Source organism: Pannonibacter sp. Q-1 (assembly GCF_054073275.1).
The window spans coordinates 104,736-128,765 of the sequence record NZ_JBSXNB010000007.1 but is presented as its reverse complement, the minus strand read 5'-3'; the positions used below and the strand labels follow the sequence as shown (position 1 = coordinate 128,765).

The following is a 24,030-nucleotide window of genomic DNA, read 5'->3' as shown; positions in this document are numbered from 1 at the left end:
CAAAAGGCGAGTGCATTGCACCTCTCCCTGGTGGCTACTGCATGAACAGATCGTATTTGAGGGGAGAGCCTGAAGTCTGGTCGCTCTGGCACGGCGCCTCCGCCCCCCTCCCCCTGGTGGGGAGGGGTTAGGGGTGGGGGGAAGGCCTTTCCGGCTGGCAGAGTATTCATTGATTTCATACAGCTGCATCCTCCGATGCCTCTTCAGGTATCTATCTGTCTTCCATACAGCTTTCGGTTCAGAGCCCCCCACCCCTTACCCCTCCCCACGAGGGGGAGGGGGGCGGAGAGGCCCTGCCACAGATCAGATGCGTCACTGCGGGCAGTGTCCGAACCTGATGTGTGAATCCAGTAGCCCCCACGAGAGGGGCTGAGGCGCTGTGCCTTTACGGCGCGATGATCGGCTGGGCCTTCAGAAGCGGTTCCTGCGGGGTGGTGCCGGAGAAGAGGCTGCCGTGCTCGAACCAGGAGCGGGGGGCGGGGGCGCCCCAGAGGGTCTGGCGCTGCGGGTCCTTCAGGTCCCACTTGATCGGCTCCAGATCCGGATCAACCGTCTGATAGTCGGAACAATAGATCTCGATGCGGTGGCCGTCCGGGTCGAGGATATAGAGGAAGAAGGCATTGGAAATGCCATGGCGTCCGGGGCCGCGCTCGATGCTGGACACCCAGCCGGTGGTGGACATGAGGTCGAGAAGATCGATGATGTTGAGCGGCGTCGGCACCCAGAAGGCGGTGTGGTGCAGGCGCGGGCCGCGGCCATTGGTGAAGGCCATGTCATGCACGCCGCCCTTGCGGTGGGTCCAGGCGGCCCAGAGCCGGCCCGTCTCCTCGTCCTCGGTATATTCCGTCACCCGGAAACCCAGCTCGTTGTAGAAGGCGACGGAGGCGTCCACATCGGGCGAGAAGCAGTTGAAATGGTCGATGCGCAGCGGCTTCACGCCCCGGTAGAGCGCATATTTCTGGTGGATCGGCGGCAGCCGGTCCATGCGGGCATAGAACTCCAGCGGCGTGCCGAAGGGATCGCGCGTGCGGAAGGTGCGGGATTGGAAGGGCCGCTCCACCCGTTCCACCGGCAGGCCTTTGCCCTTGAAGAACTGCGCCGCCCGGTCCAGATCCTCCTCCGAAAACACCTTGAAACCGAGATCCCGGGCTGAGGCCTCGTCCGACTGGCGCAGCACGATGCAATGGTGGCCGCGCTCTTCCATGGCGCGCAGGTAAATGCAGCCCGCGTCCTCATCGGTGACCTGAAGCCCCAGCGTGTCCACGTAGAAGGCGCGGGAGCGGGCAAGATCCGTGACGGCGAATTCCACGTGGCTGAGGCGCACGATGTTGAAGGGCGGATAAAGGTTGGGTGCGGGAACGGGCATGACGGGTCTCCTCCCGGTCTTGCGGATATCTGGCGTAAACGGCGGCGGCGGGCGGTTCAGCCGCCCAGCTTCGGGATGGCATGGGCGCCGGTGGCAAAGGCGATGTTCTTGGTTTCCATGTAGAAATCAAACGACCAATCGCCGCCGTCGCGTCCGATGCCGGAGCTTTTCACCCCGCCGAAGGGGGTGGGCAGGTGGCGGATGTTCTCCGAGTTCACCCAGATCATCCCCGCTTCCAGCGCCTCAGTGAACCGGAAGGCGCGGGTCACGTCCGAGGTCCACAGATAGCCGGTGAGGCCATAGGCGACGTCATTGGCCAGTGCCAGCGCCTCCGCCTCGTCCTTGAAGGGAATGGCCGTCAGCACGGGGCCGAAGATCTCCTCCTGCGCGATGCGCATGGAATTGGCGGCATGGGTGAAGAGCGTGGGCGCCACATAGCAGCCGCCGCCGGGGCCTTCCGCCTTCTCTCCCCCTGCGGCAAGGGTTGCGCCTTCCGCCTTGCCGGTGGCGATATAGTCCAGCACCTTCTTCTCGTGCACCGGATGGATCAGCGGGCCGATGACGGTGGCCGGGTCCAGCGGATGGCCGACCTTGATGCGTTTCGCCTTTTCCGCAACGCGCGCGGTGAATGCGTCGTGGATCGAGGCTTCCACCAGCAGGCGGGAGGACGAGGTGCAGCGCTCGCCGTTCAGCGAATAGATCATGAAGACCGCCGCATCGGCGGCCCGCTCCAGATCCGCATCGGCAAAGACGATCACCGGGTTCTTGCCGCCCAGTTCGAAATGCACCCGCTTCAGCGTCGCCGCGCCCTGCTGCATGATCATCGAGCCGGTACGGCTTTCGCCGACAAAGCCGATGGCCTTGATCAGCGGATGTTCGGTCAGCGCCCGCCCGGCATCTTCGCCAAAGCCGTTGACGAGGTTCCACACACCGGCAGGAAGGCCCGCTTCCTCGGCGATTTCCACCAGCAGCCGGGCCGTCAGCGGCGACAGCTCGGCCGGCTTGTGCACCACGGTGCAGCCCGCTGCCAGCGCCGGGGCGATTTTCCAGGTGGAGAGCATGAAGGGCGTGTTCCAGGGCGTGATCACCCCCACCGGGCCAATCGGCACGCGGGTGGTGATGTTGACCTGACCGGGCGCCTGCAGCGCCTTGCCGTCGCGCGCTTCCGGGGCGCGGGCGGCAAAGAAGCGGAAATTCTCCGCCCCGCGCAGGGCGGCCTTGGCCATGAACTTCAGCGACTGGCCGGTGTCCATGCATTCCACCAGCGCGATTTCCTCCGCCCGCGCCTCGATGGCACCGGCAATGCGGTTGAGGATATCCCGCCGCGCCTCGCCGGAGAGGGCGGCCCAGGCCGGGAACGCCGCCTTTGCGGCCTTTGCGGCCCTGTCGATATCCGCCGCCTTGCCGTGGGCGACGCGGGCAAGCACCTTGAGGTCCACCGGCGAGATGGTCTCGAACTGCGTGCCGTCCAAAGCATCCACGTCCTCGCCGCCGATGCGGTTCTTCACGCCCGCTTCAAAGCGCGCCAGAAAGGCGCTGGCCCGGGCGATGTTGTCTTCCAGTGAGGGCATTGTCACTCTCCGGTTCCGGTCTGCATCTGGCGGATGCGGGGGTGGATGGCGTTGCGCTTCCAGCTGAGGGGTGCGCTGATCTCGCGGATTTCCAGCGACAGCATGAAATGCGGGCTGGCGAACTGCGGCGCCAGAAAGGCGCAGGCCGCAGCGAAGATGGCCTCTCCGGCGCGCTGCCGGTCTTCCAGGCTGCGGCCCTCGCCCATGCGCAGGGACATGTCGATGAAGCCGTTCTGTGCCAGCCGGTCGGCCACCACATGCACATCGCAGCGGAACCCGCGCACACGCACGGCCCCCAGCTCGAACAGCCCCGTCTCCAGAAGCGCGTCATGCAGGCAGCCCGCAAAGGCAGGCATATCCACCCCGGCCTCCAGATTGGCCGAATAGTCAAAGGACAGATGCGGCATGGTCTCCTCCCGGCCGGCTTGATACTTAACACGTTAAATGATTTTGCGTGCCTGTCAACAGGGCAGTGTTTGCAACGGGAGCAGGGAGGAGTGGGCCCTCGTCTTGCCGCAGTACCCCTCTCCCCCCTTGAGGCTACTGCATGCACACATCGGGTTTGAACGCCGCCCGCAATGAAGCATCTGACCTGTGGCAGAACGCTTCCGCTCCCCTCCCCCTCGTGGGGAGGGGTAAGGGGTGGGGGGGCTCTGAGTCTGCAAGGATTTGAAAAATCGACCTTTTCTGATGAGGCATCAGGAGGAGCAGCTGCCCATAATCAATAAATACACTGCCAGACGGAAAGGCCTTTCCCCCCACCCCTAACCCCTCCCCACGAGGGGGAGGGGGGCTGAAACGCTGTGCCCAGTCACACAGATTACAGTCTTTCTCCAATCCGTCTCCTGCCTCAGGCACGATGTCTGCATGCAATAGCCCCACGAGGCGGAGGGGGGCTGAAACGCTGTGCCGGTGCAACTCGGCTGCCGGTTTGCAAAAGCCGGTTTTCTGCCGCATAGAGAGGGCATGAAGCCTGCTGATCCTGCCCCGTCCGACCCTGATCAGGGCGCGCTGCTGCCGCGTGACACCCGCCGCTCGCTGCCCATCGCCCTGCTGCGGGCGCGCGAGGCGCTGATGGCGCATTTCCGGCCCCTGCTGGCAGCGCATGACCTGACCGAGCAGCAATGGCGGGTGATCCGCGTTCTGGGCGAGCGCGGCACGCTGGATGCCTCCGAAGTGGCGGACCGGGCCTTCATCCTGGCCCCGTCGCTGACGCGCATCATCCGCACGCTGGAAGAGCGCGGCCTGATCCTCAGGGAGCGCGGCGAGGCCGACGGCCGCCGCGTGATGCTGAGCCTCACGCAGGAGGGCCTGCGGATCATCGATGAAGTGGCCCCGGAAAGCCGCCAGATCTACGCCAGCCTCGAAGCCCGCTTCGGCGCCGCCTGGATCGCCGACCTGCTCGACCGGCTGGAACGGCTGTCGGAGTTCAATGACGGGGGCGGGGAGGCCTGAGGGCTGCAGTGGCAGCCGTTGTGTCCATGGCACCGCCTTTCAGCCCCATCCCCCTGGTGGGGCTATTGGGTTCACACATCAGCTTCCTGCACAGCCCACAATGAAGCATCTGATCTGTGGCAGCGCCTCTCCGCCCCCCTCTCCCTGGTGGGGAGGGGTAAGGGGTGGGGGGGCTCTGAGCCTGCAAGATTTTGAAAAATAAACTTTTTCTGATGAGGCCTCTCGTTTCCCCTCCCCCTTGAGGGGAGGGGGTAGGGGTGGGGGTCTTCACCCAGGAGCGCAGCTTGACTGGCATTCGTCTCTAGACAGGGCGTCTTCAATGAAAATACCCCTTGTTTTCAGTCTGTTACCCCCACCCCTCACCCCTCCCCTCAAGGGGGAGGGGAACAGATAGGCCGTGCCCTTGAAACAACGGCTGCCACCACCTCCCATCCACCCCTGAGGTCTATCCCCCCTCACATGTCCTTCACCAGCCGCAGCGCGTCGTAGATGGCGGCGTGGGTGTTGCGGGAGGCGACGGCGTCGCCGATGCGGAAGAGCTGGAAGGTGCCGCCGGGGTTGCGGTGGATCTCCTGCGGCTGGCCCCCGATCAGCGCCTCGTGCGACACCTCGCCAAGATTGGACGACAGCGGCTTCAGCTCGAAGTAGAGATCGGCGAGTGGCAGGGTGCCGTGGTTGATGACCACCTGATCCACCGTCCGCGTCTCGCTGGCCCCGCCGTAATCGCTGCCCAGATGGGCGGTGAGCAGGTTGCCCTGCCGCTCCACCGCCTGCAGCTGCCAGGTGACGGTGAAGCGCGTGCCGAGCGTCTGCAGGCTGCGCATGTAGGGCACCAGGTTCATGGCCATCACCTCCGGCGCAAAGCTGCGGTCGGGGGTCATGATCTCGACGCTGGCGCCCGTCCTTGCGATGAGCTCCGCCGCCTGCAGGCCGGTGTGGTCGCCCGCATCGTCATAGACCAGCACCTGCCGTCCGGGCTTCACATCGCCGGAGAGAATGTCCCAGGCGGAGACCACCAGATCATTGCCTGTGCTCAGCACCTGCGTATCCGGCAGGCCGCCGGTGGCGATGATCACCACATCGGGCTTGTCCGCCAGAACATCGGCGCTTTCCGTCCATGTGTTGAAGCGGAAGGAGACGCCGAGCCGCTCGCATTCGGCCATGCGCCAGTCGATGATCGACAGCATTTCCCGCCGCCGTTCGCTCTGGGCGGTCAGGCGGATCTGCCCGCCGGGCCGGGCGGCGGCCTCGAACACGGTCACCTCATGCCCGCGCTCACCAGCCACCCGCGCGGCTTCCAGTCCGGCGGGGCCGGCGCCCACGATCACCACCTTGCGGCGGCGGGCGGCGGGGGCGATGTCATGCGGCATGGTCTCCTCGCGCCCGGTGGCGGCGTTGTGGATGCAGAAGGCAAGGCCGCCCTGATAGATCCGGTCGAGGCAATAATTGGCGCCGGTGCAGGGGCGGATGCGCTCTTCCTGCCCGGCGATGATCTTGCGCACCAGATGCGGGTCGGCCATGTGGGCGCGGGTCATGCCGACGAGATCCACCTTGCCGCTGGCCACCGCATGGCGGGCAGTGGCAACATCGGGAATGCGCGCCGCATGGAAGGTCGGCAGCTGCGTTTCCGCCCGGATGCTGCCGGCAAAATCCAGATGCGGGGCGCTGGCCATGCCTTGAATGGGGATCACATCCGTCAGCCCGGCATCCGTATCGATATGGCCGCGCACCACATTGAGGAAATCGACAAGGCCGCTGTCCTTCAGGTGGCGGGAGATTTCCAGCCCGTCCTCCGGCGTCAGCCCGCCGTCGAGCCGCTCATCGCCCGTGTAGCGGATGCCGACGATGAAATCCGGCCCAGTGCGCTTGCGGATCTCGCGCAGCACATCGAAGGCAAAGCGCAGCCGGTTATCGAGCGGCCCGCCATAGGGGTCGTCCAGCGTGTTGGTCAGCGGCGACCAGAACTGATCCATCAGATGGCCATAGGCTTCCAGCTCGATACCGTCCATGCCGCCGGCCTGCATGCGCTCGGCCGCATCGCCATAGTCCTTGATGATGCGCTCGATATCCCAGTCCTCCAGCTGCTTGGGGAAGGCCCGGTGCGCGGCCTCCCGCGCATGGGAGGGGGAGACGACGGGCAGCCAGTCGCCCTTGTCCCAGCGGGTGCGGCGGCCCAGGTGGGTGAGCTGGATCATGATGGCCGCGCCCTGCTCATGCACCGCGTCCGTCAGCTCCCTTGTCCATTTCACCACCTCGTCCTTCCACGCGAGGATGTTGTTGAACACGGGCGGGCTGTCCCGCGACACGGCGGCGGAGCCTGCGGTCATCGTCATGGCCACCCCGGCCTTCGCCCGCTCCACGTGATAGGCCCGGTAACGGCCCTTGGGCATGCCGTCTTCCGGATAGGCCGGCTCATGCGAGGTGATGATGATCCGGTTGCGCAAGGTGAGATGCTTGAGCTGGAACGGCTGAAGCAGCGGGTCGCTGGACATGGGTCTTGTGCCTCTCTGGAAGGGCGGTTTTCTTCAGCAAAGTGGAAATGTGCACTGGTGTCAAGTTTCAGTGCATGAGTGTCGTTTTCTTTGACGGGCCTGCGCCATCTGCTAGATTTGCGGCATGAAACAGGACACTGACATCACGGGCGAAACCGGCATCACGGGCGAAACCGGCATCACGGCGGAAACCGGTATCACGGCGGAAACCGGCTGGCGCGGCTCTGCGGATCTGTGGCTGGATGCGGCGCTTGAGGCGCTGCTGGACGCGGGCGTGGAGGCGGTGAAGATCCAGCCTCTGGCAAAGAAGCTCAATCTGTCGCGCACCAGTTTCTACTGGTTCTTCAAGGACCGGGAGGCGCTTCTCGCCGCGCTGGTGGCGCGCTGGCGGGAGAAGAACACCGGCGCCATCCTCCGCCAGACGGGCGCCTATGCGGAGACGCTGGCCGAGGCGATGCTGAATGTCATCGACTGCTGGCTCGATCCGGCGCTGTTCGATTCACGGCTGGAATTTGCGCTGCGCAGCTGGGCGCTGCAATCGCCGGACATTCTGCGGGAGGTGCAGGAGGCCGACCGCCTGCGGCTGGAAGCGCTGACCGGCCTCTTCACCCGCTTCGGCATCAGCGGCGCCGAAGCGGACGTGCGCGCCCGCACGGTCTATCTCACCCAGACCGGCTATATCTCCATGCAGACCCAAGAAGACCTCGCCACCCGCATGCACCGCATCCCCGCCTATGTCACCATCTTCACCGGCCAGCCCCCGAACCAGCGCGAACTGGCAAGGTTTCACGCAAGGCATGGCGTTTCAGTCCCCCTCCCTTCAAGGGGGGAGAAGAAATGAGAGGCTTCAGCCGGAAGAAACACCGCCCCCCAGGCGGCATGGGAGGCAGTTCACCTGCCGGTTAGTCGAAGCGGGAGAGGAAGTTTGAAACGGCCGTCAGGCACGGCATTTTTTCTTCGACATGCGGCATGTGGCTGGAGTTTTCGAAGATGATCCACTCACAGTTTCTGATGTTGCGGGCGTAAGGCTGGACGACAAGCGGCGTGGCCTCGTCATGCCGGCCGGACAGGAGCAGGGTAGGGGCCTCGACAAGATGCAGGCGGTCCTCGATCGTCCAGTCTTTCATCGTGCCGATGACGTGGAACTCGGTCGGGCCATTCATGTTGCGATAGACGGTGTTGTCGTCGTCCATGATGGCGAAGGTGCGGGCAACCTCGGGTGGCCAGGGAGAGACGCGGCAGACATGACGGTCGTAGAACACGCGGGCCGCCCGGATATAGTCCGGATCGGTGATCGTGCCGGCCTTCTCGTGCCGTTCCAGGGTGTCCTGCACCTCCTGCGGCAGATCCTTGCGCAGCCGGTTCGCTTCTGCGGTCCAGGTGTGCATGCTGGCAGGTGAATTGGCGATGACGAGTGCCTTCAGCCCCTTTGGCTGGCGTACGGCATGCTCGGCCCCAAGCATGCCGCCCCATGACTGGCCGAGAAAGGCATAGCGGCTGCTGATCCCGAGGTGGTCCAGCAGGGCATCAAGCTCTTCCAGAAACAGATCAGGCGTCCAGAAGTCCGGGCCCTTGTCCGGCAGGCGTGTCGAGTTGCCATTGCCCAGCTGGTCGTAGTGAATGACCGCCCGCCCGTCGATTGCCGTGATCTCCTTGAAGCTGTCAACATAATCATGGGTGCAGCCCGGTCCGCCATGGGCGACGACGAGCGGCAGCCTGCCGTTGCCGAGCGGTCCGGTGATGCGGTACCAAGTCTGGTACTCACGAAAGGGCAGGAACGCTTCCCTGGACGCCATTGCAGTCACGTGCTTCTCCATCCTGTGCCGGGTGATGGACAAGCATAGCCTCGGCAAAAAGGCTGCGGCAGCTATTACAAGTTATAGGATGGGCGGTCTTCGAGAAGCCGGTAATGGGTGGCGCGCACCACCGCCTGCGTCCGGTTCCTGGCGCCAAGCTTGCGGGCGGCGGCGTTCAGATGCATGACGACAGTCGGGACCGAGCGGTCGATGATGCGCGAAATCTCCTTGGCGGAATATCCCTCGGCCGAATACCGCAGGCATTCCCGCTCGCGTTCCGTCAGCCGCACCTTGCCGGAGCGGAAAGTCTCGGCCTCGAAGCGGTCTGAGGCGGCTTCATGGAAAACGTGGGCGAGCAGGTTGAAGTCGGCGATGTGACGCAGGGCATGGCGCTCGAAGGCCTTGCTGCTGCGGAAGTGAATGCCGGTGACGGTGGCATAGTCCCCGCGCGGCATGTGCACAGGCACGGTGACACCAGCGGACATGTCCCGTTCATGGAGGTAGCGGGCGACGGGCGCCGTGTCCTCGGTCAGGAAGCGGCGGATCACCGTGTCCGCATCTGCGCTGTAGTTCCAGAGGAAGGGTGCGGAGGTGCGCAAGGCCACCTGCTGGACGGGATCTATGCTGAAATACCCTCTTTCAAACCAGTACTCGTGCATGTCATCTGAGATGTTGCGCAGCTTGAGCAACGAGGGAAACATGATCTTTCCGTCGAGATCATACGGAACAGGCGTATAATCATAGATCAAGGCTTCAAATCCGATGGCCTGCATGGCCTCGAAAATTTGATCTATACGGCCGTCCAGAGTGTCCTGAGCGGAAAACTTGCTTCTGATCGCACCAATCTCGTCAATCATTGCTGGCTCCAGGCTCGCGCCGCTGTGACCCTATCACTTCTTATAGCTGGTTCCGGCTGGCGTTTCGGGTAAAAATTTAGCCGTGCTCAAATGTTGAGCAAGCAAAATCTTTGCCGGAGTTGCGAATGTGGCGTGAGATGGAGCCAGATGCCCGGCTTATGGTCGAGGTCGATGGCCACAAGGTTGCGGTTTACAGCTTCGGGGAAGGGGCCGAGACGGTTTTTTGCTTCAACGGCGGGCCGGGCCTGCCTTGTGACTATCTGCGCGAAGCCCATTCGTGCCTGTCGGGCAGGGGATACCGTGTGGTCGCCTTTGACCAGCTCGGAACCGGAGCGTCCAGCCGCCCGTCCGATCCGGCGCTGTGGACGATCGGCCGCTATGTCGAGGAGACGGAGACGGTACGCAAGGCGCTCGGGCTCGGCAAGGTGCACTTGCTGGGTCATTCCTGGGGCGGCTGGCTGGCCATTGACTATGCGCTGGCGTATCCGGAAAACCTGCAGACGCTGATCCTGGCCGATACGGTTGCGGACATGCCGCATCTGATCAGCGAACTGGAGCGGTTGCGCGCAGCCCTGGGGCCCGAGACCGTCGCAATGATGCAGAAGCATGAGGCGCAGGGCACGTTTGACCATCCGGAATATCTGGCTGCCATCACCATCCTGAATTACCGCCATGTCTGCCGGCTGCCGGAATGGCCCGCACCGGTGAAGCGCTCGCTGGATGACTGGAACATGGGCCCTTACGGCACGATGCAGGGGCCGAATGAATTTCTCTATACGGGCAATCTGAAGACCTGGAACCGCATTCCGGATCTGCCCGGCCTGCCGGTTCCGGCCTTGGTCATCTGCGGGGAGCATGACGAACTGACACCGGCCTGCGCCTTGCGGATGAAGCTTGCCTTGCCCGATGCCGAACTCAAGGTGATCGCCAATGCGAGCCACATGCCCTTTTACGAGAATCCGGCGGACTACTATCCGGTGCTTCTCGATTTTCTCGAACGGAACAGGATGAGCTGATGCACAGGCGGGGCGCAGACAGCATCATGCGGGGGAGGCGGCAAGACCGGCATGCATCGCTATAGGTTCGTTCTCTTCCGGCCATTGCAGTTCCTGCCGGTCCTTTTCGGCATCAGCATCATCACCTTTGTGCTGGTGCGGCTGATCCCGGGTGATCCGGCACGGGTGCTCCTGGGAACCAGGGCCACGCCGGCGGCCATCGCCAATATCCGTGCGCAGTACGGGCTCGATGAACCGCTCTGGCTGCAGTATCTCTATTTTCTGAAGAACCTGGCCAATGGCGAGATGGGCAAGTCGATCCTGTACAAGATCGATGTTCTGAAACTCATCGCCACACGGATCGAGCCAACGCTGGCTCTGGTTGTGTTCAGCGTCATCCTGTCACTTCTCATCGCGGTGCCCATGGCAGCGGTGGCCGCGCGCAATGCGGGCAGGGCGCCGGATCATATTGTCCGCATCGCCTCGACCTTTGGCATCGGCTTTCCGTCTTTCTGGCTCGGCCTGATGCTGATGATCCTGTTCAGCGTCAAGCTCGACCTGCTGCCGGTCTCCGGTTACGGCACAACGGCGGGCGAGAAGCTGGCGCATCTGATCCTGCCAGGCCTCACCATTGCCCTGTCCCTCTCCGCTGTTCTTATGCGCTCTCTCAGGGCAGCGATGATCGAGGCCTTGAAATCGGATCTGGCGACGGCGGCACGGGCCCGCGGCATGCCGGAACATATCGTCTTCTGGCGCCATGCCGTACCCAACGCGCTGGTTCCGGCGATCAACCTGCTGGCCGTCAACACCGGCTGGCTGATCGGTGGCACGGTCGTGGTCGAAAGTGTCTTCGCCCTGCCGGGCATGGGACAACTGCTCGTGCGCGCCATTTTCTCGCGTGACTACATGGTTGTTCAGGGCGTTGCCATGGTCTTTGCCTGCGCAACCGTGCTCGTCAATTTTCTCGCAGACATTGCCACGGTTGCGGCCGATCCGAGGGTGAAGCTATGAAGTCCGCCGCCCTTCTCCACTCTGCTGCCCGCTGGCGTGTTTTCCTGCGCAGACGCACGATGTTTGCTGCCGGTATCTCGATCCTTCTCATGTTCGTCCTGCTGGCCATCCTGGCGCCGCTGATTGCGCCCTATGACCCGATCCTGCAGGACGGGAGCGCCCGGTTGCAGCCACCCTCCCTGCTGCATCCGCTTGGCACCGACAACTTCGGCCGCGATATCCTGTCCAGGATCATCTGGGGGGCACGGATCGACCTGCAGATTGCCCTGATCGGGGTGTTCTTTCCGTTCGTGCTGGGCACGGTGGCCGGGACGGTTGCCGGCTTCTTTGGCGGTATCGTTGATGCGGTGTTCATGCGGATCATCGACATCATCCTGGCATTTCCCTTCCTGGTGCTGATGCTGTCGATCATCGCCATTCTGGGGCCGGGCCTGCTCAGCTTCTATATCGCCATGGCACTGGTGGGATGGGTGTCCTATGCCCGCCTGATCCGGGCGCAGATACTGGTTCTCAAGAACAGCGATTACGCCGTTGCGGCCGTCAGCCTCGGGTTCGGACGGATGCGCATCATGTTCCGCCATCTGCTGCCCAATGCGATTGCCGGTTCCATCGTCTTTTCCATGTCCGATGCGGTTCTGGTGCTGCTGAGCGGCGCTGCGGTCAGCTATCTCGGCCTCGGCGTCCAGCCTCCTGCTGCCGAATGGGGTGTCATGGTGGCCGAGGGCCAGAGCTTCATTACGACAGCCTGGTGGATCACGCTTTTTCCCGGCCTTTCCATCGTCCTGCTCGCCTTCGGTTTCAGCATTCTGGGGGATGCGCTTGGCGAAATGCTGGGAGTGCATGAATGACCGCTCCGGCCTCTTCCTCCCCGCTTCTGTCTGTCCGCGGCCTGACCGTTACGGCGCATGACGGCGGTGCGCCGCGCCGGTTGCTCGACGATGTGTCCCTGGATCTTGCCGAGGGCGAGATCCTCGGGCTGGTCGGTGAAAGCGGCTCCGGCAAGAGCCTGTTCTGCCGCTCTCTCATCCGGTTGCTTCCCTCCTCGAGGCTGAAGATGGAGGCCGGTTCCATCCTGCTCGACGGGCGTGACCTTGCGGGTCTAAGTGATGCGGACATGCGTGAAGTGCGCGGCCGCGGCATCGGCATGATCTTCCAGGACCCTTCAAGCCATCTCGATCCGGTGATGACGATCGGCGCCCAGATCTGCGAGGGCATCCGGTATCATCAGGGGCTGGGCAGCAGGCAGGCGCGCGAGGCTGCGATGGCCATTCTGGCGCAGACGGGATTTCCCGATCCGCTGCGCCAGTATAACAGCTATCCGCATGAGTTCTCCGGCGGCATGCGGCAACGGGCGATGATCGGCGTGGCATTGTCCTGCAAGCCGCGGATTCTGATCGCCGATGAACCGACCACGGCACTGGATGTGACGATCCAGGCCCAGATCCTGCAGCTTCTGATGGACCTGCGCGCCAGCCACGGCCTGTCGATCATCCTCATCACGCACGACCTGGGCATCGTGGCACAAACCTGCGACCGGATCGCCGTCATGCGCGGTGGCCGGCTGCTGGAGCAGGGGCCCAAGACGCAGGTCCTGTCCAGCCCGCAGGATCCCTATACGGTCCAGTTGATCCGCAGCCATCCTTCGCTGCCGGATGCGGCCCGGCCGGTGCAACCTGCGGCGCGGCAAGCCGGCACGGCGGTCAGGCCGCTTCTGGAAATCGATGATCTGCATGTGCGGTTTCCGGTCGGGGGGAGCTTGTTCAGGGGCGATCTTCTCAAGACAGTCAGCGCTGTCTCGGGCGTCAGCCTGCGGGTCATGCCGGGCGAAACGGTGGGCATCGTCGGCGAGTCCGGCAGCGGCAAGAGCACCCTTGCCCGCTCCATCCTCGGCCTGGCTCCGGTGTCTTCCGGGCACGTCAGCTTTGATGGCACAGACCTTACCCAGCAGAGAGTTGCCGCGCTTGCAAAGCTGCGGCGCGAGGCGGCGATGGTCTTCCAGGATCCGTTCAATGCCCTCAATCCCCGGCTGACGATCGGTCAGACCCTGGCCGAGGTGCTGTCCGTGCAGGGCAAGGTTCCGAAAGCCGGGATCCCCACGCGGGTGGATGAGTTGCTCGGCCTTGCGGGACTTGACCGGGAATTTGCCAACCGCAAGCCGCGCTCGATGAGCGGCGGCCAATGCCAGCGGGCAGGGATTGCGCGGGCGCTTGCCGTGGATCCGCGCCTGATCATCGCCGATGAATGCGTGGCCGCCCTCGACGTGACCATTCAGGCGCAGATCATCGAGCTCTTCCGCGAGCTGACGGCCCGGATGAACCTGACGCTGCTGTTCATTGCCCATGATCTGGCGATTGTCCGCAACCTCTGCGCCCGCACGGTCGTCATGCACCGGGGACAGGTGGTCGAAGACGGGCCGTCGGAGCAGGTGTTCTCGCGGCCGCAGCACCCTTACACGGCCGCGCTGGTCGCCGCCATCCCGGACATTGATCCGGCCAGACCGCTCTTTGCCAATGCCACGGCTCCCATGGCCAGGTGCATGCCATAACCACGAAGGGAACGATGCCATGATCAGGAATTGGAAATCCATCGGACTGGCGGCCTTTGCCGCTGCCCTCAGCCTCAGCACCAGCCTGGCAGATGCGGCCGGCGTTCTGACGATTGGCCGCCGGGAGGACTCCACCACATTCGATCCGATCAAGTCGGCGCAGAATGTCGACAACTGGGTGTTCTCGAACGTTTTCGACGTGCTCATCCGGGTGGACAGGACCGGCACCAAGCTTGAGCCGGGGCTGGCGGAAAGCTGGACTGTGTCCGGCGATGGCCTGACCTATACGTTCAAGATCCGTGATGCGAAATTCTCGGACGGCTCGCCGGTCACGGCGGAAGACGCGGCATTCAGCCTGCTGCGCATCCGCGACAACGAAGGCTCGCTGTGGAGTGACAGCTACCAGGTCGTTGATACGGCCGAGGCGGCGGACCCGAAGACGCTCATCGTCAAGCTGAAGACGCCGTCAGCGCCTTTCCTCTCGACGCTTGCATTGCCGAATGTCTCGGTCCTGTCGAAGAAAGCGGTCGAGGCCGGCGAGGATGCGTTCGGTGAAATGCCGACGGCGGCCTCCGGTGCCTTCATTGTCAAGGAGTGGCGCCGCGGTGACCGGGTGATCCTTGAAAAGAACCCGTATTTCTGGGAGGCAGACCGGGTGAAGCTCGATGGGGTCGAATGGATTTCCGTTCCGGATGACAATACCCGGATGCTGAATGTGCAGGCCGGTCAGCTCGATACCGCGATCTTCGTGCCCTTTTCGCGGGTCGAGGAGCTGCAGAAGGATCCCAATCTCGATGTTCTGATTGAGACTTCAACCCGGGAAGACCATCTGCTGATCAACCATGAGCATGGGGCTCTCGGCCAGAAGGAAGTGCGTCAGGCGCTCGACATGGCCATCGACAAGCAGGCGATTGTCGATACGGTGACCTTCGGCATCGGCAGTGTGGCCAACTCCTACATCCCCAGGGGGTCACTCTATCACTACGAGGACAATTACCGCTATCCGTATGACCCGGAAAAAGCCCGTGCGATGCTGGCGGAGGCGGGGGCTTCCGGCCTGACGCTGGACTACATCGTCAATGCGGGCAGCGAAGTGGACGAGCAGATCGCCGTTCTGCTGCAACAGCAGCTGGCCAAGGCCGGAGTGACCGTCAACCTGCAGAAAGTCGATCCCAGCCAAAGCTGGGACATGCTGGTTGCCGGTGACTACGACATTTCCGTCATGTACTGGACCAACGATATCCTTGATCCGGACCAGAAGACGACCTTCGTTCTGGGGCATGATGCCAACATGAACTACATGACCCGTTACACCAGCGATCCGGTCAAGGCGCTTGTGGCTGCCGCACGTCTTGAGCTTGACCCGAAGAAGCGCGAAGAGATGTACATCGAGATCCAGAAGATGGCGAAGGACGATGTCCACTGGATCGATCTTTACTATAGCCCCTACATCAATGTTGCGCGGAAGAATATCGAGAACTTCTATCAGAACCCGCTCGGACGGTTCTTCCTCGAGGACACGGTCAAGAACTGACACACGCCATTGACGGGCTTGAGCATCGGGATTTGCTCAAGCCCGTGCGGCGTCCGAGCCGTTCCCCCTCGTGGGGGAAGAGGAGTTGGTGCCTGACTGGCAGCCGGAGAGAAACACCGCCCCACCCCACTTGCGGCAGGGGCGGGTTCACCCACCCGTCTTCTCCCTGATCCTCTCCAGCAGCGCGTCCACGTCGGCCATGAGGTCACGCGGGTCTTCGAGGCCGGTGCTGATGCGCAGGGCGGAGCGGGTGTGCTGCCAGCGGGGACTGGTCCGGTCCTCGCGGATGGGCTGCGGGGCCATCAGACTGCGGCTGCCGCCCCAGGAGGCGCCGATGGCGAAGGTGATGAGGCCGTTGAGAGCAGGGGCCACATGCGCCGCGGCCTCAGGGCGGAACAGCACCGAGAACAGGCCGCTGACCCCGGCAAAGTCCCGCTGCCAGACGTCATGGCCGGGGCACTCCGGCCGCGAGGGCAGCAGCACGGCTTCCACCAGATCGTCGGCGGCAAAGCGGGCGGCCAACTCCTGCGCCACCCGTCCGGCATGGGCAAGGCGCAGGGGCATGGATTCCATGCTGCGCAGGATGTGGCTGGCATCATCGGGCGATACGCCGACGCCATAACGGCCGAACTGGCTGCGCAGCTCCTGCGCCAGCGCCGGTTCGCGCACGCTGATGGAGCCCATGAGAATGTCCGACGTGCCGGAGAAATATTTGGTCAGCGCCTCGGTGACGATATCGGCGCCATGCGCCAGCGGCTTGAACAGAAGCGGCGTTGCCCAGGTGTTGTCACACCCCACCAGCGCGCCGGAGCGGTGGGCGAGCGCGGCAATCGCGGAAATATCCTGCACCTCCATGGTGGTGGAGCCGGGGGATTCGCACCAGACGAGCCCCGTTTCCGGCGTCAGCCGCGCTTCCAGATCCTGCAGGGAAAGCGGATCGAAGAATTCCACGGTGATGGACTGGCGGGCAAGATCCTGCAGGGCGAAGACCCGCACCGGCGGATAGCAGGATTCGGTGATGAGCACCTTCTGCCCCGGCTTCAGCACCGCCAGCATGGCAAAGGCATTGGCCGCCTGTCCGGAGGGGGCGAGGAAGGTGTGGAAGCCGCCCTCCAGCGCGTTGATCCGTGCTTCCAGCGCCCGCGTCGTCGGCGTGCCATGGAGGCCGTAGCTGTAGCCATCCAGCCCCCGCTCGCCGCGGCTTGCAAAGGCTTCCGCGGTGTCAAAGACGATGGTGGCCGCCCGGTGCACCGGCGTGGTGAGGCTTGCAAAGCCCTCCTCGCGCACATCCGGCTTCACCACGCAGCGGGTCATGTCATGCATTGCCAGGTCTCCTGTTCCGGCGGGCAGAAAACCACGGCGCGGTGGCGGCCGTCCAGCTTCCGGTGCGGCGCTGCTTCAAACGGTCCGGCTGCGTGAGAGCAGCCAGAGCAGATAGAAGCCGCCGAGAAGGCCTGCCGTCAGGCCGATGGGCATGTTGATCTGGAAGGGCAGGCGCTGGCTCAGCAGGTCGGCGGCCATCAGCAGAACCATCCCCATGAGTGCGGCAGAGAATACCGGCACTTCCGGTGCACGGGTCAGCCGGCGCACCAGTTGCGGGGCGGCGAGGGCGATAAAGGCGATGGGGCCTGCCGCTGCCGTTGCAATGGCGGTCAGTCCCACGGCAGCCAGAATCATGGTCAGGCGCAGCCGCTCCGTTGAAAGGCCAAGCTGGCTGGCGGTGTCGTCGCCCATTTCAAGCAGGGAGAGCCTCCGGGCATGGATCAGCGCCACCGGGGCGGCGAGGGCAACCCCGGCGGCGGCTGGCAGCACATGCGCCCAGGTGCGGGCGCTGAGGGAGCCGGCGAGCCATAGCTGCGCAGAGGCAGCCTGATCCAGATCCCCCATGACCAGCAGCACGGTGTTGACGCCGGAGAGCATGGCACCGCAGCCGATGCCGGTGAGCACGAGGCGGTAGCTGCCGGTGCTGCGCCCGCGCATCGACAGGACGAAGACCAGCGCCGCCGTTGCCATGCCCGACAGCACGGCGGCAAGGGCTGTTTCAGCCGGCCCGGCGTTGAACAGGATGATCTGGACGATGGCTCCGGTGGCAGCCCCCGTGGTGAAGCCGATGACATCCGGCGAGCCAAGCGCATTGCGCGAGACGGACTGAAAGATGGCGCCCGCCATGCCGAGCGCGGCGCCCACAAGCATGGCGGTGAGCACGCGCGGCAGGCGCAGGCGCAGGATGATCCTGTCCACGGCAGGATCACTGCCGGGTGACAGCAGGCTGGCGGCGATGTCTGCCGTGCTGATCTTCAGCGAGCCGGTGGCCAGCAGTGCCAGCATCAGGACGAGGACGGCGGCTGCCAGCAGGGCGCAGATGGCGGCGGTGCGGGGGCGCAGGCGCAGCGAAAGCGGGCCGGTGCGGAAGGTGATCTGCGTGGATGGTTTCATCAGCGCTTCACATCTGCCGCAGCCGCAGGCGCCGCACGATGGCAACGAAGAATGGCCCGCCGGCCAGGGAGGCGATGATGCCGGCGGCGACTTCGGCAGGCATGGCAATCAGGCGGCCTGCCACATCGGCAGCGAGGAGAAGGATGGCCGCAATCAGCCCCGAGAACGGCAGGATCCAGCGGTAATCCGGCCCGGTGATGCTGCGGGCAATGTGCGGCGCGACGAGCCCGATGAAGCCGATGGGCCCGGCAGCGGCGGTGGCCGCGCCTGTCAGCAGCATGATGGCAAGGCAGGAGGCGGTGAACAGCGCCCTTGTGTTGACCCCGAGCGCCTCGCCCGTGTCGCGGCCAAGCGCCAGCGCATTGAGGCCGGGTGCCAGAACCTGCGCGATCAGCAAACCGCAAAGCGTGGCCAGTGCAAGCACGGTGGCAACGGAGAGGCTGCGGCCTTCAAAGGAGCCTGCGGCCCAGTTGCGGAAGCCGTCCAGCACTTCGGGCGGCGAGTTGATGATGAGGAGCGAGGAGGCAGAGCCAAGCATGACCGAAAGACCCGCACCGGCCAGAACCAGCCGCACGGGATTGGTGCCCGTTTCATGGGCCTGCCCCAGCGCGAACACGGCCAGGCCCGCGAGCCCCGCACCGGCAAAGCCGAACCAGACATATTCCCAGATGCTGACAAACCCGAAGAGGGAGATGCCGGCCATGACGGCAAGGGCAGCGCCCGCATTGATGCCCAGAAGCCCCGGCTCGGCCAGAGGATTGCGCGTCAGCGCCTGCATCAGCGCGCCGGCGGTGCCAAGGGCAAGGCCGGTGAGGAGCGCAACGCACATGCGCGGCAGGCGCAGGGACCAGATGATCAGGTGCGGGTCATTCTGCGCATTGTAGCGCAGCAGGGCTTCCAGAACGGCAGCGGGCGGCATCGGGCGCGAACCGGCAAACAGGCTGGCCACGGCCCCCGGCAGAAGCACGGCAAACAAGGCCGCAAGCCACATCCTGCGCCTTCGCCTGCCTGCGTCCGGCCTTGCTGCGGCTGGCGCTGTCCCCTCTGCCACGAGACTCATGGGGTGGTGAATCTGGGACGGGCGAATCTGGCCGCGATCAGGCTCATGATCTCCTGCCCGGAATAATAGTCGATGCGGTGCGAGGAGGGACCAAGGGGATAGACCTGGCGGCTGCGCACCGCAGGCAGGTTGGCCAGAATGGGATCGGCGAGGAAAGCCTCTACATCCTTGTCCGTTGCGCGCAGCAGGAAGACGGTTTCGCCCTGAATGGCGGCGGGCAGGTTTTCCAGCGAGATCAGGTCAAAGTCGGACGAGCGCGTCACCTGTCCGCGCATGCTGTCCGGCAGGCCCGAAACAGTCATGCCGAGGGAGGAAAGCAGCCGTGCATGGGGACTGTCCGGCTTGCCGATGGAGTAGCTGCCGCCGATGTTGTAGCCCACAATGCTGAGGCTGCCTTCGGGCGGCACGATGGCCTGTGCCGTTTGCGCCGCCATGGCATCGAAGCGCCGGATGGCTGCTTCCGCTTCCCCCTCCAGCCCGGTGGCTTCACCCAGCTGGCGCGCAACCGCCTGCCAGCTCTGATTGGAATAGTTGAGGACGATGATCGGCAGGTCCTGCGCCTGCAGTTCGGCCAGATGGGCCTTCACGCTGTCGGCACCCGTTGCCGAAACCACCACAAGATCCGGCGCGCTGCCAATCACGGCCTCCAGATCGAAGGCCAGATTGCTGTAAAGCACCTCCACCCCGCGTGTGTCTGCTTCCGCTGCCCACTGCGAGAAGAAGCCCTTGCTGTCCGTGAGGGGACCGGGCGAGGTGGCGGCGCTGGCGGCAACCGGGGCATTCATCGCCAGCAGGATGCCGGTGAGGCTGGGCGTGGTGGACACGATCCGCTGCGGGGCCGAAGCCAGCACCAGGTCCCCGCCTTCATGAGCAATGGTGCGCGGCCAGTCACCGGCGCTGCGGGCGGGCTGAAGCGGCAGGGCGAGGGAAATGGCCAGAGCCGCGAGAGCGGCAAACCGGGTGGTAAGACTGGTCATATGGCATCCGGTGTCTGCTGGGTTATACAGCCACCATACAGCCTGCTGGCGCAGGTGGCCCTAATAAAATATGAGGCATATACTCCGTATTTGTATTTGTCCATATTGAAGAACGCATTCCACAATGCAATACGTTCGGCACCCATCCGCGGGGCCGCCAGAAAGGAAAGCCATGACGTCCCGGCTGCATGCCAACTCCCTGACCCTTGCCTATGAAGAGCGCTCCGTATCGAAAGACCTGACGGTTTCGGTGCCGGACGGGTCCTTCACCGTCATTGCCGGCCCGAATGCCTGCGGCAAGTCCACGTTGCTGCGGGCTCTGGCGCGGCTGATGAAGCCGCTGGCCGGGGATGTGGTGCTGGACGGGCGCAGCATCGCCTCGCTGCCGGCAAAGGAAGTGGCCCGCCGCCTTGGCCTGCTGCCGCAGAGCCCGGTGGCTCCGGCGGGGATTACGGTTGCCGATCTTGTGGCGCGGGGCCGCTATCCGCATCAGAGCTTCCTGCGGCAATGGTCGCGGGAGGATGAGGCAGCCGTTGGTGCGGCCATGGAGGCGACACGGGTTTCACCGCTTGCGGACACGCTCGTCGATGAACTCTCCGGCGGCCAGCGCCAGCGCGTCTGGATTGCCATGGTGCTGGCGCAGGAGACACCCATTCTCCTGCTCGATGAGCCGACAACCTTCCTCGACATCGCCCACCAGATCGAATTGATGGACCTTCTGGCCGATCTCAACCACAAGGGCCGGACGGTTCTGGCGGTGCTGCATGACCTCAACCATGCCTGCCGTTATGCCACCCACCTGATCGCCATGCGCGGCGGCAGCATCCGCGCCGAAGGCAGGCCTGCCGATATCATGACGCCCGAGCTGGTCGAGGATGTCTTCGGCCTGCCCTGCGTCATCATTCCCGACCCCATATCAGCCACGCCGCTGATCGTGCCGAAGGGCCGCCACCACGGCGCCTGAAAGCCCTGATTTCCCAAGGAACCTCCATGACCCGCAAGCAGATGCATATCGGACTTTGCCTGACAGGCACCTGGATGAACGGGCAGGAGCCGGAATCCGGTGCCCTTGAACGCCATGTGGCCAATCCGCTGGCGCAGAGCATCGAGCTTGCGCAGGCCGCGGAACGGGCGAAGCTCGATTTCATCTTCAAGCCGGATACGCTGGGGGTGATGCCGCGCAAGGGGCGCAGCCGCCCCATGCCGGGTCTGGACGTGACGCTGGTGATGGCGGCACTGGCGCGGGAGACGAGCCGTGTCGGCCTTGTCACCACCGCCTCCACCACCTTCAACCCGCCCTATGTCATTGCCCGCCAGATGCAGACCCTGCACTGGCTGAGCAATGGCCGGGCGGGGTGGAACATCGTCACCTCCATCGAGGGGGCGGAAAACTTCGGCTCGGACCCGATGCCCTCCCCGGAAGAGCGCTACCGCAAGGCCGCCGAGTGCACGCAGGCGGTGCGGGCGCTGTGGGACAGTTTCCCCTATGAGGCGCTGACCGGGGAAAAACCGATGACACCGGCAGCGCACGAGGGGGAGTTCTTCTCCGTCGCCGGGCCGCTCAATGTGCCCGGCCATCCCGCCGGAAGCCCGCCGCTGTTTCAGGCCGGCGCGTCGGACGCAGGCCGGGCCTTCTCGGCCTCGGTCGCCGATGCCACCTTTGCCGCCGCCCCCGACATGGCCGCCGCGCTGGATCTGCGGGCTGATCTGAGGGCCCGGGCCGAGGCCTGCGGGCGCAGCCCCGATGCCATCAAGGTGCTGCCGGGGCTTTACTTTTTCCTCGCCCCAACGCGGGAGGAGGCCTGGGCCATGCACCGGCGTGCCCATGCGCATCTGACGCATGAGCACAGGATCGAGTCGGTGCGGATGATTCTCGGCGCGGATCTCTCCGGCCATCATCTGCAAACCGTCATCACGCCGGATCTGCTGCCCGAACCGGATCAGCCGGTGCGCAGCCGCACCCATGCGGATCTGCTGCGCCGCTACATCGAGCGCGAGCGACCCACACTGGGCCAGCTGCTCGACCGTCCCGAAGTGGTGGGCTCGGCCCATTGGGTTTCCGCCGGCACGGTGGAGGATGTGATGGCCGACATCATCAGCTGGCACGAGGCCGGGGCGATCGACGGCGTCATCGCGCTTCCCGGCGGCTCACTGGACTCCTGCCGCCTGTTCCTTGAGGAACTGGTCCCGGCCCTCGCGGCAAAGGGCCTGTTCCGCACGGATTATGCCGGCAAGACTCTGCGGGAGCATCTGGCGGCCTGATTGGTGGGGGCTTGCAATCTGGTCATTCCGGCACGGCGTCTCAGCTCCCTGTCCGCCAGGGGTTTACTGGCTGCACATATCGTGCAGGAAGACGCCACAGACGTTGCTTTGAGGCCGGAAAAGATAAGAAGTTTCAGAGTTTTGCTTCTCTGGCTGAGGCCTCTCATTTCCCCTCCCCCTTGAGGTAGGGCTATCGCATATGGAATTTTTGGGTTCGGATCTGTCGCCGCAACGCATTTCCGGTTTCCAAAATTCCCCTTCGCAAGGACTGAGCGTTCGATACTTGCGCAGGCGGAATAGATTTCCGCCATATGCGATAGCTCTGCCCTCAAGGGGAGAGAGACGACACGCTCTATTAACTTCAGGTTGTTTTGTAGTGGCCGAGCGGTTGCAAATATACGGCGACCCAGCATGATGAGTGAGTGCCCAATGCCGAAAGAGAGAATATGACCGTACACATTTTCAAGTCCTCTTCCAGCTCTCCCGAAATCATCAGGATTAACGAAGCTGTAATCCGGGAGAACCACCGGCACCGACGGCTGACAAATGTTCTGGTCGACACCAACATCCTGCTCACGATTGAAATCGCTTATAATGGATCGCAGCGGCACAAGGACTTGAAAGACGCGGGTATTGTAGATCTGGCGAGATTAATCGTGAGGACGTCAAAATATGGCGTTTCCATATCACCTGCTGTTGCCTACCAGGAGCTCCCACCCGGGCGAAGGGCTCCGGTCGAGGCCGCATTCGAAAGATTTTGCAAAGACTACCTTCCCAAGTTCCGGGATGACCCCAACTCAGTCAAGTTACCTTTCGCCAGCGAAAACTTTGAACCAGAAACCTTCAATGCGCTATTACCGGAGCGTCAGAAAATTATCGCCTGCTCTTATGCATCGCTGATGGCTTTGAATATTATTCATCGGCTCGATGGTTTGGACAGTTTTGAAAAATTCACGCTCTACATCGACTACTGCGAGGAAGTACTAAACCTCATCAGTCTGAAGGAGCTGACGATCGCGCGGTACGTGTTCGCTCCTGAAAAGGGTATGACTGACGAAGTCAGGACACGGAAATCTGCCATCGTGAATAACTTCACGAAACTGAAGAAGGGAGGAGCTAAAGGCTTGACCCATGTCCAAGAGCTGCAGCGTATCGCACTGAACGGGGCTAACGATCTAAAACTGATTTCAGTTGCTGATATCGTGAATAACTCTCGCGAGCAGTTCTGGTTTGGAATCGTCGAGCATGATGTATGGATCGCGACCCGTGACGAGAAACTCTACGAGTTTTGCTGCGCATGTCCAGGCTTCGTTGAATCGGAGGTTGGGGGACCACTTGCCCGCTTCGTTGAGACACATGAAGACCTACAAGGAACCCATTATTGGAAGAACACTATCGACTTGCAACGGCAAAGACTTGAAGCGCGTTACGCAACAGTCTATCAAGCTAGGGAAATGGACGACATCGTGTTGGCGGCTTTTAATATTGAAGCCTGCCTGTTCGATGATAAGGCAATTGCGTACTTCTCGAAGAGATCATGGAGATCTCAAGAAGGAAAAGCCCGGGCAGATTAAATGCATGACAGTGCTGTGCTCGATCCAAATTATGATAACTCGGTCAGCGTCTTGGGAAAAATTATGCGTTGCCGATAAATAAATAATCTACCCCTGTAC

The 24,030-nt window shown here is 63.4% G+C and carries 20 protein-coding genes; 10 read left to right on the top strand and 10 right to left on the bottom strand.

Translation table 11 applies throughout. The features are described from left to right. Positions 1–385 precede the first annotated feature (385 nt). Genes hpaD through ACVNHC_RS19125 form a run of 3 tightly spaced genes read right to left on the bottom strand, consistent with a single transcriptional unit; the run spans position 386 to position 3,344 of the window. Entirely contained in the window at positions 386–1,366 is a 981-nt protein-coding gene (gene hpaD / locus ACVNHC_RS19135) for a 3,4-dihydroxyphenylacetate 2,3-dioxygenase (protein WP_457168757.1), read from the bottom strand. A 56-nt stretch (positions 1,367–1,422) separates the two neighbouring features. Next, positions 1,423–2,937, bottom strand: coding sequence for a 5-carboxymethyl-2-hydroxymuconate semialdehyde dehydrogenase (hpaE, locus tag ACVNHC_RS19130; protein WP_457168755.1), 1,515 nt, complete (start codon positions 2,935–2,937; stop codon positions 1,423–1,425). A gap of 2 nt (positions 2,938–2,939) precedes the next feature. Next, the gene (locus ACVNHC_RS19125) at positions 2,940–3,344 is read right to left on the bottom strand and encodes a 5-carboxymethyl-2-hydroxymuconate Delta-isomerase (RefSeq protein ID WP_119396825.1); all 405 of its coding nucleotides are present in this window, start codon (positions 3,342–3,344) and stop codon (positions 2,940–2,942) included. A gap of 559 nt (positions 3,345–3,903) precedes the next feature. On the opposite strand from ACVNHC_RS19125, the gene hpaR reads away from it, so the two are divergent. After that, positions 3,904–4,392, top strand: a complete 489-nt coding sequence (hpaR, locus tag ACVNHC_RS19120) for a homoprotocatechuate degradation operon regulator HpaR (RefSeq protein ID WP_457168753.1) — start codon at positions 3,904–3,906, stop codon at positions 4,390–4,392. A gap of 455 nt (positions 4,393–4,847) precedes the next feature. Here hpaR and ACVNHC_RS19115 read toward each other — a convergent pair whose 3' ends face one another. Then, the gene (locus ACVNHC_RS19115) at positions 4,848–6,884 is read right to left on the bottom strand and encodes an oxidoreductase (protein WP_457168751.1); all 2,037 of its coding nucleotides are present in this window, start codon (positions 6,882–6,884) and stop codon (positions 4,848–4,850) included. A 124-nt stretch (positions 6,885–7,008) separates the two neighbouring features. Here ACVNHC_RS19115 and ACVNHC_RS19110 point away from each other — a divergent pair, with 124 nt between their 5' ends. Beyond that, a complete protein-coding gene (locus tag ACVNHC_RS19110) occupies positions 7,009–7,725 on the top strand; it encodes a TetR/AcrR family transcriptional regulator (protein WP_457168749.1) in 717 nt (238 codons plus the stop codon). A 61-nt stretch (positions 7,726–7,786) separates the two neighbouring features. Here ACVNHC_RS19110 and ACVNHC_RS19105 read toward each other — a convergent pair whose 3' ends face one another. Together ACVNHC_RS19105 and ACVNHC_RS19100 are read right to left on the bottom strand one after the other, a co-directional pair. After that, the gene (locus ACVNHC_RS19105; protein WP_457168994.1) at positions 7,787–8,701 is read right to left on the bottom strand and encodes a proline iminopeptidase-family hydrolase; all 915 of its coding nucleotides are present in this window, start codon (positions 8,699–8,701) and stop codon (positions 7,787–7,789) included. Between the two features lie 53 nt (positions 8,702–8,754). Further along, a complete protein-coding gene (locus tag ACVNHC_RS19100; RefSeq protein WP_050473755.1) occupies positions 8,755–9,537 on the bottom strand; it encodes a LuxR family transcriptional regulator in 783 nt (260 codons plus the stop codon). A gap of 125 nt (positions 9,538–9,662) precedes the next feature. Here ACVNHC_RS19100 and ACVNHC_RS19095 point away from each other — a divergent pair, with 125 nt between their 5' ends. From ACVNHC_RS19095 to ACVNHC_RS19075, 5 genes are read left to right on the top strand one after another with little or no spacing between them, the layout of a single operon-like run. Further along, positions 9,663–10,553 (top strand): proline iminopeptidase-family hydrolase, encoded by an 891-nt coding sequence (locus ACVNHC_RS19095; protein ID WP_457168747.1) that lies wholly within the window; start codon positions 9,663–9,665, stop codon positions 10,551–10,553. Between the two features lie 51 nt (positions 10,554–10,604). Then, positions 10,605–11,543: an ABC transporter permease gene (locus ACVNHC_RS19090; protein ID WP_058900972.1), complete on the top strand. Its 939-nt coding sequence runs from the start codon at positions 10,605–10,607 to the stop codon at positions 11,541–11,543. Beyond that, positions 11,540–12,391, top strand: coding sequence for an ABC transporter permease (locus ACVNHC_RS19085; protein WP_050473758.1), 852 nt, complete (start codon positions 11,540–11,542; stop codon positions 12,389–12,391). Before ACVNHC_RS19090 ends, ACVNHC_RS19085 begins: the two co-directional genes overlap by 4 nt. Further along, a complete protein-coding gene (locus ACVNHC_RS19080) occupies positions 12,388–14,088 on the top strand; it encodes a dipeptide ABC transporter ATP-binding protein (RefSeq protein WP_457168744.1) in 1,701 nt (566 codons plus the stop codon). The genes ACVNHC_RS19085 and ACVNHC_RS19080 overlap by 4 nt, the downstream gene beginning before the upstream one ends. A 19-nt stretch (positions 14,089–14,107) precedes the next feature. After that, positions 14,108–15,622, top strand: a complete 1,515-nt coding sequence (locus ACVNHC_RS19075; RefSeq protein ID WP_457168742.1) for an ABC transporter substrate-binding protein — start codon at positions 14,108–14,110, stop codon at positions 15,620–15,622. A 147-nt stretch (positions 15,623–15,769) separates the two neighbouring features. Here ACVNHC_RS19075 and ACVNHC_RS19070 read toward each other — a convergent pair whose 3' ends face one another. From ACVNHC_RS19070 to fepB, 4 genes are all read right to left on the bottom strand, one after another. Continuing rightward, complete coding sequence (locus ACVNHC_RS19070; RefSeq protein WP_457168740.1) at positions 15,770–16,945, bottom strand: trans-sulfuration enzyme family protein; 1,176 nt, start codon at positions 16,943–16,945, stop codon at positions 15,770–15,772. 75 nt (positions 16,946–17,020) lie between these two features. Beyond that, on the bottom strand, positions 17,021–18,058 hold the full coding sequence (locus tag ACVNHC_RS19065) for a FecCD family ABC transporter permease (RefSeq protein WP_457168738.1): 1,038 nt from the start codon (positions 18,056–18,058) through the stop codon (positions 17,021–17,023). 7 nt (positions 18,059–18,065) lie between these two features. Next, positions 18,066–19,025, bottom strand: coding sequence for a FecCD family ABC transporter permease (locus tag ACVNHC_RS19060; protein ID WP_457168992.1), 960 nt, complete (start codon positions 19,023–19,025; stop codon positions 18,066–18,068). A gap of 89 nt (positions 19,026–19,114) precedes the next feature. Beyond that, complete coding sequence (gene fepB / locus ACVNHC_RS19055) at positions 19,115–20,095, bottom strand: Fe2+-enterobactin ABC transporter substrate-binding protein (protein ID WP_457168736.1); 981 nt, start codon at positions 20,093–20,095, stop codon at positions 19,115–19,117. 172 nt (positions 20,096–20,267) lie between these two features. Here fepB and ACVNHC_RS19050 point away from each other — a divergent pair, with 172 nt between their 5' ends. The 3 genes from ACVNHC_RS19050 (at position 20,268) to ACVNHC_RS19040 (ending at position 23,931) form a co-directional block, all read left to right on the top strand. Next, positions 20,268–21,059 (top strand): ABC transporter ATP-binding protein, encoded by a 792-nt coding sequence (locus ACVNHC_RS19050; RefSeq protein WP_186393033.1) that lies wholly within the window; start codon positions 20,268–20,270, stop codon positions 21,057–21,059. Between the two features lie 26 nt (positions 21,060–21,085). Beyond that, positions 21,086–22,357: an NtaA/DmoA family FMN-dependent monooxygenase gene (locus ACVNHC_RS19045; protein WP_457168734.1), complete on the top strand. Its 1,272-nt coding sequence runs from the start codon at positions 21,086–21,088 to the stop codon at positions 22,355–22,357. A 446-nt stretch (positions 22,358–22,803) separates the two neighbouring features. Next, a complete protein-coding gene (locus ACVNHC_RS19040; protein ID WP_457168732.1) occupies positions 22,804–23,931 on the top strand; it encodes a hypothetical protein in 1,128 nt (375 codons plus the stop codon). Positions 23,932–24,030: the final 99 nt, after the last annotated feature.

What these genes read in the sequence shown, in the direction of transcription:
- hpaD (WP_457168757.1), bottom strand. Translation starts at nt 1,366, where the DNA reads ATGCCCGTTCCCGCACCCAACCTTTATCCGCCCTTCAACATCGTGCGC.
- hpaE (WP_457168755.1), bottom strand. Translation starts at nt 2,937, where the DNA reads ATGCCCTCACTGGAAGACAACATCGCCCGGGCCAGCGCCTTTCTGGCG.
- ACVNHC_RS19125 (WP_119396825.1), bottom strand. Translation starts at nt 3,344, where the DNA reads ATGCCGCATCTGTCCTTTGACTATTCGGCCAATCTGGAGGCCGGGGTG.
- hpaR (WP_457168753.1), top strand. Translation starts at nt 3,904, where the DNA reads ATGAAGCCTGCTGATCCTGCCCCGTCCGACCCTGATCAGGGCGCGCTG.
- ACVNHC_RS19115 (WP_457168751.1), bottom strand. Translation starts at nt 6,884, where the DNA reads ATGTCCAGCGACCCGCTGCTTCAGCCGTTCCAGCTCAAGCATCTCACC.
- ACVNHC_RS19110 (WP_457168749.1), top strand. Translation starts at nt 7,009, where the DNA reads ATGAAACAGGACACTGACATCACGGGCGAAACCGGCATCACGGGCGAA.
- ACVNHC_RS19105 (WP_457168994.1), bottom strand. Translation starts at nt 8,701, where the DNA reads ATGGAGAAGCACGTGACTGCAATGGCGTCCAGGGAAGCGTTCCTGCCC.
- ACVNHC_RS19100 (WP_050473755.1), bottom strand. Translation starts at nt 9,537, where the DNA reads ATGATTGACGAGATTGGTGCGATCAGAAGCAAGTTTTCCGCTCAGGAC.
- ACVNHC_RS19095 (WP_457168747.1), top strand. Translation starts at nt 9,663, where the DNA reads ATGTGGCGTGAGATGGAGCCAGATGCCCGGCTTATGGTCGAGGTCGAT.
- ACVNHC_RS19090 (WP_058900972.1), top strand. Translation starts at nt 10,605, where the DNA reads ATGCATCGCTATAGGTTCGTTCTCTTCCGGCCATTGCAGTTCCTGCCG.
- ACVNHC_RS19085 (WP_050473758.1), top strand. Translation starts at nt 11,540, where the DNA reads ATGAAGTCCGCCGCCCTTCTCCACTCTGCTGCCCGCTGGCGTGTTTTC.
- ACVNHC_RS19080 (WP_457168744.1), top strand. Translation starts at nt 12,388, where the DNA reads ATGACCGCTCCGGCCTCTTCCTCCCCGCTTCTGTCTGTCCGCGGCCTG.
- ACVNHC_RS19075 (WP_457168742.1), top strand. Translation starts at nt 14,108, where the DNA reads ATGATCAGGAATTGGAAATCCATCGGACTGGCGGCCTTTGCCGCTGCC.
- ACVNHC_RS19070 (WP_457168740.1), bottom strand. Translation starts at nt 16,945, where the DNA reads ATGCATGACATGACCCGCTGCGTGGTGAAGCCGGATGTGCGCGAGGAG.
- ACVNHC_RS19065 (WP_457168738.1), bottom strand. Translation starts at nt 18,058, where the DNA reads ATGAAACCATCCACGCAGATCACCTTCCGCACCGGCCCGCTTTCGCTG.
- fepB (WP_457168736.1), bottom strand. Translation starts at nt 20,095, where the DNA reads ATGACCAGTCTTACCACCCGGTTTGCCGCTCTCGCGGCTCTGGCCATT.
- ACVNHC_RS19050 (WP_186393033.1), top strand. Translation starts at nt 20,268, where the DNA reads ATGACGTCCCGGCTGCATGCCAACTCCCTGACCCTTGCCTATGAAGAG.
- ACVNHC_RS19045 (WP_457168734.1), top strand. Translation starts at nt 21,086, where the DNA reads ATGACCCGCAAGCAGATGCATATCGGACTTTGCCTGACAGGCACCTGG.
- ACVNHC_RS19040 (WP_457168732.1), top strand. Translation starts at nt 22,804, where the DNA reads ATGACCGTACACATTTTCAAGTCCTCTTCCAGCTCTCCCGAAATCATC.